This is a genomic window from Trichococcus patagoniensis, assembly GCF_003051085.1.
Lineage (GTDB): Bacteria > Bacillota > Bacilli > Lactobacillales > Aerococcaceae > Trichococcus > Trichococcus patagoniensis.
The window spans coordinates 36,246-51,060 of record NZ_QAOM01000006.1 but is presented as its reverse complement, the minus strand read 5'-3'; the positions used below and the strand labels follow the sequence as shown (position 1 = coordinate 51,060).

At 51.0% G+C, this 14,815-nt stretch carries 16 protein-coding genes; 11 read left to right on the top strand and 5 right to left on the bottom strand.

Annotation, left to right across the window (positions count from 1 at the left end; genetic code table 11):
- Window positions 1-165: 165 nt before the first annotated feature.
- The 5 genes from C8U37_RS05130 to C8U37_RS05110 all read left to right on the top strand — a co-directional run bounded on the left by C8U37_RS05130 (window position 166) and on the right by C8U37_RS05110 (window position 4,230).
- Entirely contained in the window at window positions 166-1,530 is a 1,365-nt protein-coding gene (locus C8U37_RS05130) for a deoxyribodipyrimidine photo-lyase (protein WP_108032194.1), read from the top strand.
- Between the two features lie 15 nt (window positions 1,531-1,545).
- Entirely contained in the window at window positions 1,546-2,190 is a 645-nt protein-coding gene (locus tag C8U37_RS05125; RefSeq protein ID WP_108032193.1) for a DUF2238 domain-containing protein, read from the top strand.
- A gap of 78 nt (window positions 2,191-2,268) precedes the next feature.
- Window positions 2,269-3,066 (top strand): heliorhodopsin HeR, encoded by a 798-nt coding sequence (gene heR / locus C8U37_RS05120; protein WP_245879762.1) that lies wholly within the window; start codon window positions 2,269-2,271, stop codon window positions 3,064-3,066.
- A gap of 228 nt (window positions 3,067-3,294) precedes the next feature.
- Entirely contained in the window at window positions 3,295-3,540 is a 246-nt protein-coding gene (locus C8U37_RS05115; RefSeq protein WP_108032192.1) for a helix-hairpin-helix domain-containing protein, read from the top strand.
- Between the two features lie 96 nt (window positions 3,541-3,636).
- Window positions 3,637-4,230, top strand: a complete 594-nt coding sequence (locus C8U37_RS05110) for a carboxymuconolactone decarboxylase family protein (protein ID WP_108032191.1) — start codon at window positions 3,637-3,639, stop codon at window positions 4,228-4,230.
- Between the two features lie 325 nt (window positions 4,231-4,555).
- Here the strand turns inward: C8U37_RS05110 and nadC are convergent, their stop codons facing one another.
- The 4 genes from nadC to C8U37_RS05090 all read right to left on the bottom strand — a co-directional run bounded on the left by nadC (window position 4,556) and on the right by C8U37_RS05090 (window position 8,423).
- Window positions 4,556-5,392 carry a carboxylating nicotinate-nucleotide diphosphorylase gene (nadC, locus tag C8U37_RS05105; protein WP_108032190.1) on the bottom strand — a complete coding sequence of 279 codons (837 nt, stop codon included), beginning with the start codon at window positions 5,390-5,392 and terminating at the stop codon, window positions 4,556-4,558.
- Entirely contained in the window at window positions 5,382-6,662 is a 1,281-nt protein-coding gene (locus tag C8U37_RS05100) for an L-aspartate oxidase (protein ID WP_108032189.1), read from the bottom strand. The genes nadC and C8U37_RS05100 overlap by 11 nt, the downstream gene beginning before the upstream one ends.
- Window positions 6,649-7,578, bottom strand: a complete 930-nt coding sequence (nadA, locus tag C8U37_RS05095) for a quinolinate synthase NadA (RefSeq protein WP_108032188.1) — start codon at window positions 7,576-7,578, stop codon at window positions 6,649-6,651. The genes C8U37_RS05100 and nadA overlap by 14 nt, the downstream gene beginning before the upstream one ends.
- Window positions 7,579-7,775: 197 nt before the next feature.
- Window positions 7,776-8,423 carry a DUF2202 domain-containing protein gene (locus tag C8U37_RS05090; protein WP_108032187.1) on the bottom strand — a complete coding sequence of 216 codons (648 nt, stop codon included), beginning with the start codon at window positions 8,421-8,423 and terminating at the stop codon, window positions 7,776-7,778.
- A gap of 291 nt (window positions 8,424-8,714) precedes the next feature.
- Between C8U37_RS05090 and C8U37_RS05085 the strand changes: the two genes are divergently transcribed.
- From C8U37_RS05085 to C8U37_RS05060, 6 genes are all read left to right on the top strand, one after another.
- Window positions 8,715-9,524 carry a lantibiotic ABC transporter permease gene (locus C8U37_RS05085; protein ID WP_108032186.1) on the top strand — a complete coding sequence of 270 codons (810 nt, stop codon included), beginning with the start codon at window positions 8,715-8,717 and terminating at the stop codon, window positions 9,522-9,524.
- A 334-nt stretch (window positions 9,525-9,858) separates the two neighbouring features.
- The gene (locus C8U37_RS05080; RefSeq protein WP_108032185.1) at window positions 9,859-10,317 is read left to right on the top strand and encodes a GyrI-like domain-containing protein; all 459 of its coding nucleotides are present in this window, start codon (window positions 9,859-9,861) and stop codon (window positions 10,315-10,317) included.
- Window positions 10,318-10,360: 43 nt separating this feature from the next.
- Complete coding sequence (locus C8U37_RS05075; protein ID WP_108032184.1) at window positions 10,361-10,780, top strand: DUF5655 domain-containing protein; 420 nt, start codon at window positions 10,361-10,363, stop codon at window positions 10,778-10,780.
- A gap of 25 nt (window positions 10,781-10,805) precedes the next feature.
- Window positions 10,806-12,191 (top strand): uridine kinase family protein, encoded by a 1,386-nt coding sequence (locus C8U37_RS05070; protein WP_108032183.1) that lies wholly within the window; start codon window positions 10,806-10,808, stop codon window positions 12,189-12,191.
- A 21-nt stretch (window positions 12,192-12,212) separates the two neighbouring features.
- Window positions 12,213-13,154 carry a prenyltransferase/squalene oxidase repeat-containing protein gene (locus C8U37_RS05065; protein ID WP_211306131.1) on the top strand — a complete coding sequence of 314 codons (942 nt, stop codon included), beginning with the start codon at window positions 12,213-12,215 and terminating at the stop codon, window positions 13,152-13,154.
- Window positions 13,155-13,192: 38 nt separating this feature from the next.
- Window positions 13,193-13,795 carry a YdeI/OmpD-associated family protein gene (locus C8U37_RS05060; protein ID WP_108032182.1) on the top strand — a complete coding sequence of 201 codons (603 nt, stop codon included), beginning with the start codon at window positions 13,193-13,195 and terminating at the stop codon, window positions 13,793-13,795.
- Between the two features lie 13 nt (window positions 13,796-13,808).
- Here the strand turns inward: C8U37_RS05060 and C8U37_RS05055 are convergent, their stop codons facing one another.
- Window positions 13,809-14,804: an MsnO8 family LLM class oxidoreductase gene (locus C8U37_RS05055; protein WP_108032181.1), complete on the bottom strand. Its 996-nt coding sequence runs from the start codon at window positions 14,802-14,804 to the stop codon at window positions 13,809-13,811.
- Window positions 14,805-14,815: the final 11 nt, after the last annotated feature.

The window sequence follows — 14,815 nt, the reverse complement described above, 5'->3', positions numbered from 1 at the left end:
ATGTTTCAGAGTGTTTCAGTTCCGATAATAAAGTCGACTCCAAAAAACGGGGTCGGCTTTTTTGTGCGTACTTACAAGATGGACAGGACAGAAAAATAGTCGGAGTGGCTGCGATGTTCTATAATGAGTATGATAACAAACGCAAAGACATACGGGGGAAATCGGATGATAATGGAAGAAAGAATCAAGCAATTGAACGAAAAGAACGCCATGGAATCGCGGCCTTTTGTGGTCTACTGGATGCAGAGTTCGCAGCGTGCGGAATACAACCATGCGCTGGAATATGCGATCCGCCAGGCAAACCGGCTCGAAAAGCCTTTGGTCGTCTACTTCGGGATAACGGATGGCTTTCCGGAAGCCAATGAGCGCCACTATGCTTTCATGTTGGAAGGGCTCAAGGAAACAAAGAACGCATTGGAGCAGCGCGGTATCCAATTGCTGATCCGGAAAATTTCCCCGGAAAAAGGGGCGCTTGAGATGACCGAATCGGCGGCCCAGTTGGTTGTGGACCGCGGCTATCTCCGGATCGAACGGCAATGGCGCGCTGCCTTGGCGGAGGATGCTGAGTGTGCCGTTGTCCAGGTTGAAAGCAACGTGATTGTACCGGTCGAGCTGGCTTCCCCGAAAGAGGAATATTCCGCCGCGACTTTGCGCTCCAAATTGAAGAAAGTCCTGCCGGATTGTTTGGCGCCACTGGAGGAAACAATCTGCAAGCATCCATCCATTGACTTGGAACTTCCTTACGAAGCATATGACATTTTGGATGTCGCAGCGTCCTTGGACGGATTGGATATCGACCGCAGTGTCCTGCGCGTTTCGGATTACATCGGCGGAACCGGGGAAGCCAAACAGTGGCTGGAGGAGTTCATCGAAAACAAACTGGCCGGCTACAGCGAGCGGAAGAACCGTCCGGGGGAGTCCTTCACCTCGAACTTGAGCCCGTATCTGCATTTCGGCCAGATTTCGCCGCTCTATGTTTACCGCAGGTTGATGGGGATGGACAGCGAAAGCCAACAGTCTTTCCTTGAGGAACTTGTTGTCAGAAGGGAATTGGCCGTCAATTTTGTCTACTACAATGAACAATACGATTCCTATGCAGCTGTGCCGGATTGGGCCAAGAAAACGCTGGACAAGCACCTGGCGGATGAACGCGGCTATCTGTATTTATTGGAGGAATTGGAAGCAGCCAAGACGCATGACGACTATTGGAATGCCGCGCAATTGGAGATGAACCTGACCGGGAAAATGCATGGGTATATGCGGATGTATTGGGCCAAAAAAATTCTGGAGTGGAGCAGTACGCCGGAGGAAGCCTATCGCAAAGCCATTTATCTGAACAATAAGTATCTGTTGGATGGTCGTGATCCGAACGGTTTTGCGGGAGTGAGCTGGTGCTTCGGCAAGCACGATCGGCCGTGGGGGGAACGGGCCATCTTCGGGAATGTCCGTTTCATGAACGACAAAGGCCTGAAGCGCAAGTTCGATATGCAATTGTATATGGATCAAGTTGCCGAGCGAGCAAACATGTAGAAGGGAGTGGGACGGATGAAGGAAAACGGGAAAAAGATTGAAACCTTGCATGTAGCGCTCTTGGTGCTGTTCATTGTAGCCTATATTTTTTCGGCCATCCGTCCGCTCGACCGATTGGCTTGGACGGGGCAGATGACTTCGGCGGTTCTGCTCGTATTGTTGCTGGTTGTTACCTACCGTAAGTTCAGGTTCAGCACTTTTGTCTATGTGATGGCATTTTTGTATGCGATGTTGTTGCTTTATGGCGCGCACTACACCTATTCCCAGAATCCGCTGTTCAATCAGTTGAAGGAACAGTTCGGTTGGGAGCGCAACTACTTTGATCGGGTAGGGCACTTCGCCCAGGGTTTCGTGCCGGCTTTTCTGGCGAAGGAATTTTTGCTGCGAGGAGGCTACGTCAAGAAAGGTAAGATACTGTCCCTCATCGTCATCACCTCCTGCCTCGGCTTCAGCGCGGCTTATGAACTGAGCGAATTCGCGCTGATCAAGCTTTTGGATGTGCCGGCTGAGAACGTCATGGGGATGCAGGGCGATGCCTTCGACAGCCTCTGGGATATGATTTGGGCATTGATAGGGGCAACCATCGCGGTGTTTTTGTTTGGGCCGGTCCATGACCGATGGATGCATAAAATGTCCGATTCGGATGAGTCACCGGATTAGCAAGCTGCTTCAGGATAGCTTATAATGTAGGAAAAGATAATATGCGTTAGTGTACTTACCATAAGAAAGGCAAGGTGTATGATGATGAAAGAGATTACAACAGGAAAACTGAGGCGTTTCAATCTGATCATGGGTGGATTGCATTTAGTTCAAGGCATTGCGATGCTGTTTCTGGCCACGAACGTTATCCAAAAAATTGGTGAATTCAGCCCTGAAATCAGCCAGTTCTATCTGGCTTTCAATCCCGAAACCCGCTCGCTGGAAACGGCCTCGCGTGTCCTTTTTGAATTACCGTTTGGAGTCATGGTCGCTTCGTTCTTGTTCATTTCTGCTATCGCACACGCCCTCATTTCCATTCCAAAAAATCTGAATGCTATCTATAATGCCGATTTGGCAAAAGGCATCAATAAGTTCCGCTGGTTCGAATATGCGCTCAGCTCCTCGATCATGATCGTTCTGATTGCGACGCTGTTCGGCATCTACGATATCGCTTCCCTTATCTTGATTTTCATCGTGAATGCTACGATGAATCTCTTCGGACTCGTGATGGAGCAGCTGAATGAGGGACATTCAAAGGATAACATCCAATGGGGACCGTTCATCTGGGGCTCGATTGCCGGAATCGCACCATGGATCGCCATCTTGCTCTACATGTTCGGGACCGGCAATTTCGGTGAGGTGCCTTGGTTTGTCTGGGCCATAGTCGGCACCTATTTCGTCGCTTTCAACACATTCCCGATCAACATGATCTTGCAGTACAAAAAAGTCGGGAAATGGACGGACTACCTTTACGGGGAGCGGGTCTATATCGTGCTGAGTCTGGTTGCGAAATCGATCCTTGCTTGGCTCGTGCTCTTCGGTGCGATGCAGCCATAAGATGCTTTGGCTCTTGACACCATCCTTTACACAATAAACATATTATTTTTCGAAACAGTTTACACTGACGGTGTATAGTGAAGGTGTGGAGGAAATGCAATTTATTTCTGCTTTGATAATATTTGAATAATCATGCTACAGCCGGACAGGTTGGGCGTCCACCAGAAAGCTTCTGATGGATGCCCAACCTGTCCGTTATTTGCATAGATTGAACGAGGAGGAAATCAGATGAAAGAACTGCAGAAAATTCCCGGCATCGGCCCGAAGATGGCGGAGATCCTTACTGTGTTGGGGATAAATAAAATTGCTGACCTGCGCGGCAAGGATCCGCAGGAACTCTATGACCGTTTGAACCGGATCACCGGTCAACGCCAGGATCCTTGCGTACTGTACACTTTCCGTTGTGCCGTTTACTTTGCGACCGAACCGCATCCCGATCCCGAAAAGCTTAAGTGGTGGAACTGGAAAAACTGATTGGTCTTCAGAATAAGCTTCTTTACTCTTTATACCTATAGGGGTATAATTAGTTTTATCAAATCTGACGAAACCTATAAGGTGAAGGAGACAAAAATGGCGCAGGAATTCTACAAGAAAATCTACTCGGTGCGGGAATTCTATACGATATTGTACGAAGGTATCCGCACAATGAAATACATGATAAAAGCCAAAAAGAAAAAAGAATTGAGTCCGGAATTCATCGAGAGGATCATGCTGGGCGTGACGGAAGTCAATGGCTGCGAAGTCTGCTCCTATGCCCACACAAAGATGGCTCTCGAGCAAGGGATGGCTGCGGAAGAGATCCAACAATTGCTGACGGGGTCCGCGGATGAGATTCCGATGGAGGAACTGCCGGCGTACCTTTTCGCCCAGCATTATGCCGACAGGAGAGGGTATCCGACGGAAGAATCTTGGGATCGGATCGTTTCGCTGTATGGAGAGGACAAGGCAAATGGGATTTTGGGTGCCGTTCGAGCCATCATGGTCGGTAATGCGCACGGGATCGCAATAAGTGCCTTCATGAGCCGTTTGAAAGGAAAACCTGTCAAAAAGAGCAGCCTGCTGTACGAAATCATGATGATGCTGAGCATCATCGTCTATCTGCCGCTGACGGTGATCCAAGCGCTGATTGACGGCCTGTTCAAAAAGCCGATCATCAGCTTCTGAGGACAAAATTGGGCTGAAAACATTCTCTTTGGAGATAAATATAGCCCCATCTATTTGGAAATTGCATTCATGCTCAAAAATAACCCGCCAAAACCATGGTGGCGGGGAAAATCAGTTCAAAATACAGTCAGAAAACCCGCCAAAACTACTTTGGCGGGGGAAACACGTCCGCGGTAAATACGAAATTCCCCGTCAAATCGATTTTGGCGGGGGAAAATGCCACTTTAACTGGCACCCGCAGGCACAAATCGTAAAACTAAAACGCAGATGGGGCTGCCTCGAAAAGGGGCAGTCCCATCTGCGTTTTGGTAGTAATGGCCGTCTGTCAGATCCGTTCCAGATTCTTCAGCGACAGATCCAGTATAGTAGAAGAGTGGGTCAGTGCACCTGAGGAAAGGTAATCCACTCCGGTGTCGCGTAAGGCAGTGATGTTTTCCGCAGTGAGGTTGCCGGAGCACTCAACCAAAGCACGCCCGTCAATCAAACGGACGGCTGCCTTCATCTCGGCCGGAGTCATATTGTCCAGCATGATGATGTCGGCCTTCGCCTCGATCGCTTCGTTTACCATATCCAGGTTTTCCACTTCGACTTCGATCTTATGCACAAAGGAGGCATATGCCCGCGCTGCAGCGACCGCCTGTTTGATGCCTCCCGCAGCGGCGATGTGGTTGTCCTTCAGCATCACGCCGTCGGACAGGCTGAAACGGTGATTCTTTCCCCCGCCGACTTTCACGGCATATTTTTCGAAAATGCGGTTGTTCGGCGTCGTCTTACGGGTATCGAGCAGCGTGATGCCGCTGCCTTCCAGCAGGTCGACGATCTTGCGCGTATGTGTGGCGATGCCGCTCATGCGCTGGAGGTAATTCAAGGCAGTGCGTTCGCCTGCCAGGATGACCCGGATGTCGCCAGTGACTTCAGCCAACAGCTCTCCTGATTTGACGGCCTCTCCATCCTGAAAATGGAAAATCACTTCGGTTTTGTCATCGAGGAGGGCGAAGGTACGGGCAAAGACAGCAAGGCCGGCGATGATGCCGTCCTGTTTGCACAATAGTTGGGCTGTGCCTTTCGTGTCGGCCGGGATGATGGCGTTGGCCGAAAGATCCTCGGTGGGGATGTCTTCCTGCAGCGCCGCCAAAATCAGCTGATCCATATTACTTTGCATGTGTTTCCTCCTCGATTCCGATTAATTTTAATAGCGTTTTTGTAGCTTCATTCAAGCCTTCCGCGATGGAGCGGGCATCCGGTTCGGGAAACAGGCAAGAAGGTTCACGATGGAACGCCGCTTCGATGGCTTGGGCGGCGCGTTTGCTGAAGACCAAGCTTTCCAACAGCGAATTGCTCGCCAAGCGGTTCTTGCCGTGGACGCCGTTGCAGCTTGTTTCTCCGGCCGCATAAAGGTTCGCCAGCGAAGTCTTGCTCTGCAGATCGACTTCTATGCCGCCCATGAAGTAATGTTGGGCAGGAACGACCGGGATGTAATCTTCGGTGAGATCATATCCTTCCTGCAGACAATGGGCATGGATGCCCGGGAATCTTTCGGCGATCGATCCGTCCATGTGCCCTTTCAGGAGCATCCGCACATAGGGCAAACGGTCCTTCTCCATCTGGGCGTAGATTTCTTTCGTCAGTAGGTCGCGCGGCAAGAGTTCATCAGCGAAGCGCTGGCCGTCTTTTCCGACGAGGATGGCACCTTCCCCGCGCAAAGACTCCGACATCAGGAAAGCTTTCCCCGGGCGGCCCGTGTAGAGGGAAGTCGGGTGGATCTGAACATAATTCAGGTCCTTGACGCGGATGCCGTGCTTCAAGGCGATAGCGATGGCGTCGCCCGTCAAATGCGCGAAGTTGGTCGATTTGCTGAACAGGCCACCGATGCCGCCGGTGGCAAGCAGCGTATTTTGGGCATAGACATTGGAAAGCTTACCGGATTTTTCGCGGAGCACAACGCCGTGGCAACGTTCGTCGGCGACCAACAGATCGATAAGTGTGTTGTTCTCAAGAAGGGTCACATTAGGCAACTCTTTTACGCATGCAATCAGTTTGCTGTTGATTTCCTTGCCGGTCATATCCTTGCAGTGAAGGATTCTGGCTCTGGAGTGTGCGCCTTCTTTCGTGTAGGAAAAGCCGGTTCCCTTCTTGTCGAAGGCGACGCCCAAACCGATCAGGTCGTTGATGATATTCTGTGAAGAAGTGATCATGGTTGCAACTGCCGCTTCGTTATTTTCGTAATGGCCGGCACGCAGCGTGTCCTCGAGGAAAGGCTCGAAGTCCGTTTCGTCGCGTTGGACGCAGATGCCGCCCTGGGCAAGGAAGGAATCATTCTCTTCCAAAGTCCCCTTGGTGACGATCAAGATTTTTTTGTCGCAGCCGAGGTTGAGGGCTGCAAAAAGACCGGCTACTCCAGTTCCGATGATGAGGACGTCATAGTTGCGCATAAGTCTTCACCTCGGCCAATTCCAGCATCCGTTCTAACGGCTGCAGTCCTTTTATGCGCAATGATTCATCCATTTCCACAGCAGGTTCGAAAGTCTCCAAAGCGGCGATGATTTTCTCAACGGTGTTCAGTTTCATGTCGGGGCAGACCTGCCCAACGGAAGGTGCATGGAACCTTTTGCCCGGCGATCGTTTTTCCATTTCATGGATGACGCCGATTTCCGTGCAGATGATGAAATCCTGGGATGGGCTCTTTTCGGTATAGGCGACGAGGTCCGATGTACTGCCGACAAAGTCAGCCAAATTAAGGATTTCCTCTTTGCATTCAGGGTGGGCCAGGACTTCGGCTTGCTGAAGGTCGCGTTTCATCTTCAGGACATCGACCACGCGGATGCTGGTATGAATCGGGCAATAGCCGTCATTGAAGAGGAAGGTTTTCTCGGGAAGCTGGCGGGAAATGTATCTGCCCAGGTGCTCGTCGGGAATGAAGTAGATGTAGCGATTGGGAAGGGCGGCGATGACATTTTTCGCGTTGGACGACGTGACGATGACATCGGCATAACCCTTGATTTCGGCGGTGGAGTTGATGTAGCAGACGACCGCGACATCTTCGTATTTCTCGCGGATATTCTGGATATCGCGGATCTTGACCATATGAGCCATCGGGCAATCCGCCTTCAGATCGGGCATCAGGACGACTTTATCCGGATTCAGCATCTTGGCGCTTTCGCCCATGAAGGCGACGCCGCAGAAAACGATCACTTTTTCAGTGACTTGTGCAGCAATTTTGCTCAAATAGTACGAATCCCCGATGAAATCTGCGATATCTTGAACGGCTCCAGGAACGTAGTAATGTGCGAGAATGACGGCATCCTTTTCTGCTTTCAGCTGCAATAGTCTTTCCGTAAGTTCATCCATGGTTGCTTCCCCTTTTTCGTGATAGTTTAATGAAAATGAATATATCACGTTGCTTTACAGGTGTCAAGACACCTTCAAGAAAGGGAGCAGTTTTTTTATCCCCCAATATTTGGTTTTCACCGTCATTTTGGGTGAAATGACGGTGAAAAAAGGGAGATACCTCGTAATGAGGCACCTCCCTTTTTAAGGTTTGCTTTTCAATACTTATCGAGACTCTTCTGGAATGCCTGTAAATGCCCTTCTGAAGCGTTGCGCAAAGCCGTGAAAGTGGCGCGCGCGTCATCTGGGATATCCTGTTCGAGGAATTTGTTGTACATCGCGATGTTGTCCACTTCCCCTGTGGCGCAGTTATCCAATGCTTCTCTTATACCCGCCGCCCGTTCGATGTGATCGGCTGATTCATCAGACGGAATAGCCAAACTGTATTTTTCGAACAGAATGGTCATTTCGTTGATGTGCTGGGCTTCAGAAGAAATGATGTTGTTGAATGGGGCTTCATCCCCGAAGGTTTCCAGTACGTAGGCGTATTCTCCGTGAGCCAATTGTTCATCCTGGATGGCATATACGAACATCTCTTCCATCGTCAAATCGGTGTCCGCCAGGGCACCGACCGCACCGACCGCACCGTAGCTGTTATAGGGTGATTCGATCGATTCTTCCTCCATGTCGCTCTCATCACTGTCTTCCATGATGGATTCCTCTTGTTCGGAACTGCTTTCGACCACGTCCGATGAACTGACTGCAGAAGACTCGCTTGTCGCGGTATCATTGTCCGCGGTACAACCGACCAACAGCAATAGACTCAACAATGTGGCCAACCCGTAGAGTTTCTGATTCCTGTTCATTTTTTCGTCCTTTCATTTCAAAGTGATTGGGATTTGGGATTGGGAAGGAGATAACGTTTTTTAGATGAAGATGGGTAAGAGTGAACGAATTTTCTGTCAACTTAAAGGTACTCCTCACTAGAAAAAATGTCAAAAAATTGAGACTTGACAACTGAAAAATTTCTCACCCAAAAAGCTATCTCAATATTTGCATAGATGCTCCTTTTTGAGTATTATTGACTTAGAAGAACATTTTTATTTTGCATGTAAAACCACATGCTGGAGGATACAACGGAAGAGGAGGAAATAAAGATGGAAACGAAACAACTCGATGCACCCATCAAACTCACTGTAGCGGTGACATACCTGATCATGATTGTCGTCAATGCCTTGGCCAACATCCTGCCGATAAACGGGATCGACACCGGTGCGGTCTCGGATTCCTATCCGAACTTGTTTGCGCCTGCTGGATTGACCTTTTCGATCTGGGGCGTCATTTATCTTTTGCTGGCGGGGTACACGTTGTATCAATACGGCATTTTTCAAGGCGACAAGAGCACAGTGAAGACGGAACTGTTGCGCAAAGTCGGCATCGTCTTTTCGGTCAGCTCAGTGGTGAACGCCGCGTGGATCTTCAGCTGGCATTACGGTATGATTGCGTTGTCGGTGCTTCTGATGCTGGTCATTCTGCTGAGTTTGATCTACATCAATGAGACGATCAAAAAGGAAAAACTCGATCAGAAGGAAAAACTGTTCATCCGTCTGCCTTTCAGCGTCTATTACGGCTGGATCACAGTGGCGACCATCGCGAACATCACGGCGCTTTTGGTAGATATCGGCTGGAACGGCTTCGGCATCCCCGAGTCGGTCTGGACGGTTCTTATCATCATCATCGGTCTTGCAATCGGAGCCGTCACGATGATCCGCAACCACGATATCGCATACGGACTCGTGATCATCTGGGCGTACGCGGGCATATTGATCAAACACATGTCCCAGGACGGCTTCGCTGGTCAATATACAAGCATCATCATGACCGTCATCGCCTGCATCGTGCTCATGGGCGTGGCGATCGGCTATGTGCTCTTCGCGAAGAAACAAGCGCCGTCCATACTGAAATGATTACCAATGATGTTGTTTGATTGATGAGAAATAGGTCCCGGCGGCAATTCACCTGAATTGGCGCCGGGACCTGTTTTGCGTTTACAGGCAGTTTCCCGGCAAGGCGGCCTTCACCGGGAAATAGGCGCGGAAAGGATAGGGAATTCCCGGCAAGGTGGCCTTCACCGGGAAATCGGCGCGGAAAGGATAGGAAATTCCCGGCGAGGCGGCCCTCACCGGGAATTCGTCCCGGAGCGTTCGTCATCTACCGGGCCCATCGTATTGATGGTTCTGCGCCTGCGTAAGTGATAAAATAAACATGAGACAATAGGCTTCGGAAAAGGGGACGAGGAAGATGAGTTATATTATCGAAATGGTTGAAACCCAGGAACAACCCACTTTGGTTTTGAGAACGGTTACTTACGTGGGCGAGCTTCCGAAAATATTGGGGAAGGCATTCATGGACATCGTAACGCACATCATGGAATTGGGCGAACAGCCAGTGGGTCCCGCGTTCGTCGGCTATTTCAACATGGATATGGAAAGGCTCGAATTGGAAATCGGCTTTCCGGTATCCAAAGAATTGCCGGGCAAAGGGGATATCCAACCCGGACACATCCCGGCTGGAAAACAGGTCGCGTGCATGTACAAAGGCCCTTACATGGAGATGCCGCCCGCCTATGAAGAAATCCAGAAATGGATCAAGGACCAGGGTTACAAGCCGCTTGGTCCGGTTTATGAGCATTATTATAATTCTCCGGAAGAGGTTCCCGAAAGCGAACTGCTGACGAAAATCGTATTCCTGGTGGAGTGACAAAGAGCGTGTGCCCAGAGATAACAAAGAATGAGGCGATAATATGACGGACGTACTGATCAACAAAGAAGTGGAAGCATTTTTTGCCGGGAAACCGGAAACCAACGCTTTGTTCATGGCTGTGGAAAGAAAAATCCGGGCGATCGGACCCGCCATCATCACGGTGACAAAGACCCAGATTTCTTTTGCGACGCGGACACAATTCGCCTGGGTCTGGATGCCCCAGCCGACGGACAGAAAGCGGCCGTTGCACAGCCTGGTGCTGAGCTTCGGCTGCGGGCGCCGGATTGTGGATGACCAGATTGTTGAAGCCATCGAACCGTACCCCGGCAGATGGACGCACCACGTCATCATTGCGGAAGAAGCAGATCTGACGGATGCCGTCGACGTTTGGCTGAGGGAAGCGTACCGGTTTTCGGAAACAAGGGGACGACAGCCTTCTTCAGAAATTAGGCAACCATAAAGAGAGCGTAAGGGGGGAAAACATCATGAGTGAGACGCATCTGCACAAAGGACGCCAGACAGTCAAATTGGGTTTGATCAAGGTTGTGCATGACCTCTTTCCGGAAGAGACGCTGAAGACATCCTACTCCATTTTGGAAGGTGTCTTCTGCAACCTGTACGGATCGATTCTGTCGACGAGGGAAGTGAAGCAGATCGAACGGAAACTGCGGGAGTGGGTCGAAAAAGACAGCAGCATCGTGTTGCTCCGGAAAGAAGGCGGCTATTACCATTATCAGGTGGGGGACATCATCGTGAAGGCTGTCTATCCGGCTTTTACGGATACTTTCCTTGTGGAACCTTTTACCATCTTGCCGTTTTCCTATGGGTTCATCGTGGATTTCGGGGACATCGACAAAGGCAGCGACAGACCACTGATTCCGCCGGTGCAGCTATCAGCTGCGTTCGAAAAGAATCAACGCTGGATGGATAATATCAACATTGAACAGGTCCAAGACGTGAATGACTATATCCGATCCGGCCGCACGATGAAGTTGGTCAGCATCGCCGAAGCTTTGCATGAAAAGGAAATTTCCATCATTGCGGACGCCATCCTGCAGCATCGGCGTGCCTTGCGCCTTCTGTTGGTTTCGGGGCCTTCCTCTTCAGGGAAAACGTCCTTCACTCAAAGATTATCAACACAGCTGGAAGTGAACGGGCTGAAGCCGATCGCACTGTCGTTGGACCATTATTTCGTGAACAGAGAGCATACACCTCGGGATGCCGACGGAAAGTACGACTTCGACAGTATGGAGGCGTTGGATTTGCCCTTGCTGAAGCAACAGATCGCTCAGTTGATCGCTGGCGAGCGCGTATCCGTTCCTCAATTCGACTTCATCACTGGCCAGCGTCTGGCCGAATATAAACCGATGCAAGTCGGCCCATCGGAGATCCTTATCATTGAAGGCATCCATGCGCTGAATCCGGAATTGGTCACCAGCATCAACCGCAACCTGATCTATAAAATCTACATCAGTGCACTAGGCGGACTTAACATCGACCTGATGAGCCGAGTTCCGACTTCGGAAATCCGTCTGCTCAGGCGTTTGGTGAGGGATGACAAATACCGGGGCGTCACACCGGAAAATACGATCCACCAATGGGACAGCGTGCGCCGCGGCGAATACCAGAACATCTTCAAATTCCAGGAAGAAGCCGACGTAATGTTCAATTCCAGCATGCTCTACGAAATGAACGCACTGCGACCCTTCGCGGAAACGGCGCTGCAGAAGATTCCCGCCGACAGCCCTTATTACGACACGCGCGAACGGCTCCTGAATCTGCTTAGTTTCTTCGAACCACTGGATGTGTCCAAAGTGCCGTTCAATTCCATTTTGAGGGAATTCATCGGCGGCAGCATTTATTACGATTGAAGCGAAAATAAGGAAGGACCGATGGAAATGAATAGGGAGGAAATCATCGCGTGGCTTTTGGAAGGTGATCCAGCCATCCAATATCAGACAAGGCGCGATCTGTTGCATGATGATCCGACTATATTGCCTGACTTGAAAAACAGGATAGCTGAAGAAGGCTGGGGCCGCGCCTTTTTGGAGCAGCAACAGCCTGACGGGCATTGGGGCCGCGCGTTCTATCAACCGAAATGGACGAGCAGCCATTACACCCTGCTGGATCTGCGGAACCTCTGCGCACCGGCGACACCGGAAATAAAAAAGGCGCTGGAATTAATCCTTGCGACCGTCATCGCGTCCGACGGCGGCGTCAATCCGGCGAAGAGCATCGAGCAGAGCGATGTTTGCGTCAACGGGATGTTCCTTAACTATGCCTGTTATTTCGGGACGGAAGAAGAAAAATTCCAATCCGTGGTCGATTTCATCCTCAGTCAGCAGTTGTCCGATGGCGGCTTCAATTGCCGGCTGAACCGATCCGGTGCCCGCCACAGTTCGATGCATTCCACGCTCAGCATTCTGGAGGGCATCCGGGAATACATCGTTGCCGGTTATGCCTACCGAGCGGATGAGTTGAAGCGGGTTGAAAGAGAGGCTCAGGAATTCCTTCTGCGGCACCGGCTGTATAAATCCGATCATACCGGCGCGGTCATCCATCCAAGCTTTTTGAAATTGGTCTACCCGCCGCGTTGGCGCTATGATATTTTGCGAGCGCTCGATTATTTCCAAAGTGTCGGTTATCCCTATGATGAAAGGCTGCAGGATGCTTTGGACGTTCTGAGGGAGAAACGCCTGCCTGACGGACGCTGGAAAATGCAGGCCCATCATCCTGGCGAGGTGCATTTTCAGATGGAACAGGCCGGAAAGCCAAGCCGCTGGAACACGCTCAGATGCCTGCGGGTACTGGAATATTATGATCAGGACGGTTGAGTTTTAAAGAAAAAAGTCGACGTGGAAGGAGCGCTCAGATGGCTGCAACCGGATTTCCAAAAGATTGGCTCAGCTTGCAACGGCCTCAGGAATGGCATGACTGGCTGGCGAAAAATTATGACCAAAAAGATCAGGTTTGGCTGAAAATCAAAAAAGCCCATGCTAAAGGCGAGGGTATCCTGCTCGCGGAAGCGGTCGAAGAGGCCCTTTGCTTCGGTTGGATCGACGGCAAAATGTACAGTTTGGATGCAGAAAGCTTCATCATCCGTATGACCCCCCGCCGGGCAGGGAGTGTGTGGTCGCTTATCAACCGGAGGCGTGCCGAGGCTTTGATGGAGGCAGGCAGAATGACCGAAGCCGGATTGGTGGCGATACAAGCGGCGAAGACAAGTGGGAAATGGCAAGCGGCCTATTCCTCGAAGGAAGTCCCGGAGCTGCCCGAAGAATTGGAGCAGGCATTCAAGGATGATCCGGTAGCCCGCGCGTGTTTCGAAGGCTGGCCGACCGGCGAAAAGGCCCACTATCTTTTCTGGATCGCACAGGCAAAACGTCCCGATACCCGCCAAAAAAGGATTACCGAAACATTGGAACGGGCACAAGCCCAAAAAAGCCATCCCCTTGAAGAGAATGGCCGAGCTTGATGCGGTAGACAGTCTAGAACAGCTCCTGCGCCAATAAGGAATAAGTTTTGAGCCGCGCCTGTTGGGAATGCGGCATGCTGATGATCATCGCTTCATCGAAACCGTATTGGTCCTGCAGATTCAGCAATGTTTCGGCGGCCTCTTTTGCGGTTCCGAGAATATGCGTTTTGCGGATGTCATTGATGAGCTGTTTCTCGATTTCCGTCAGCGGATAAGCAGCGGCTTGTTCCGGAGTCATCAGATGGTTGCGCATCATCCCACGATATAGCTGCATTTTGAAGATTGCATATGGCAACTCTTCATAGAGCGCTTCTTCGCGCGTATCCGCCACAATGGCGTGGAAGGCGACATTGATCTGCTTTTCGGGCATGGCTGCGGATGGGATAAAGTTGTTCTTGTAGAGATTGAAAATGCTTTTATCAAGCGTCCCGGTGAAGAACTGCGCAAAGGAATAGCCCACGCCCATTCTGCCGGCCTGCACGGCGCTGTTGCCGCTGGATCCCAAAAGCCAGGTCTGCGGAATCGTCACAGCGACAGGAGCAGCCGGAATGCCGCGATAAAGTGGATCATGCGGTGTCCGGTCCTCCAGGAGATCCAGAATTGTCTGCAATTTTTCGTAATGATTTTCTAGTTGGGGCGGGTTGCCTTGCGCCAATGCGTGCATGGATCGATGGTCGCCTCCGGGGGCTCGGCCAACGCCCAGGTCGATCCGGCCGGGCGCAAAGCCGGACAGCGTTTTGAAGACTTCCGCGATTTTCAATGGAGAGTAATGCATCATCATGACGCCGCCTGTTCCGACACGGATCCGCTCGGTCGCTGCTGCGATGAAGGCGGCAATGATTTCGGGAGCGGCACTCGCCATCAGTTGGCTGCCGTGGTGTTCGGCGAACCAGATGCGTTCATAACCGAGCGTATCGCCTAGTTGCGCTAGTTCTTTGGCGTTTTGCAGGGCCTGTTCGGCATTGCCTCCTGCAGTGATGTGGACTTGATCCAAGATGCTGAGTTTCATAATTTCCTCCA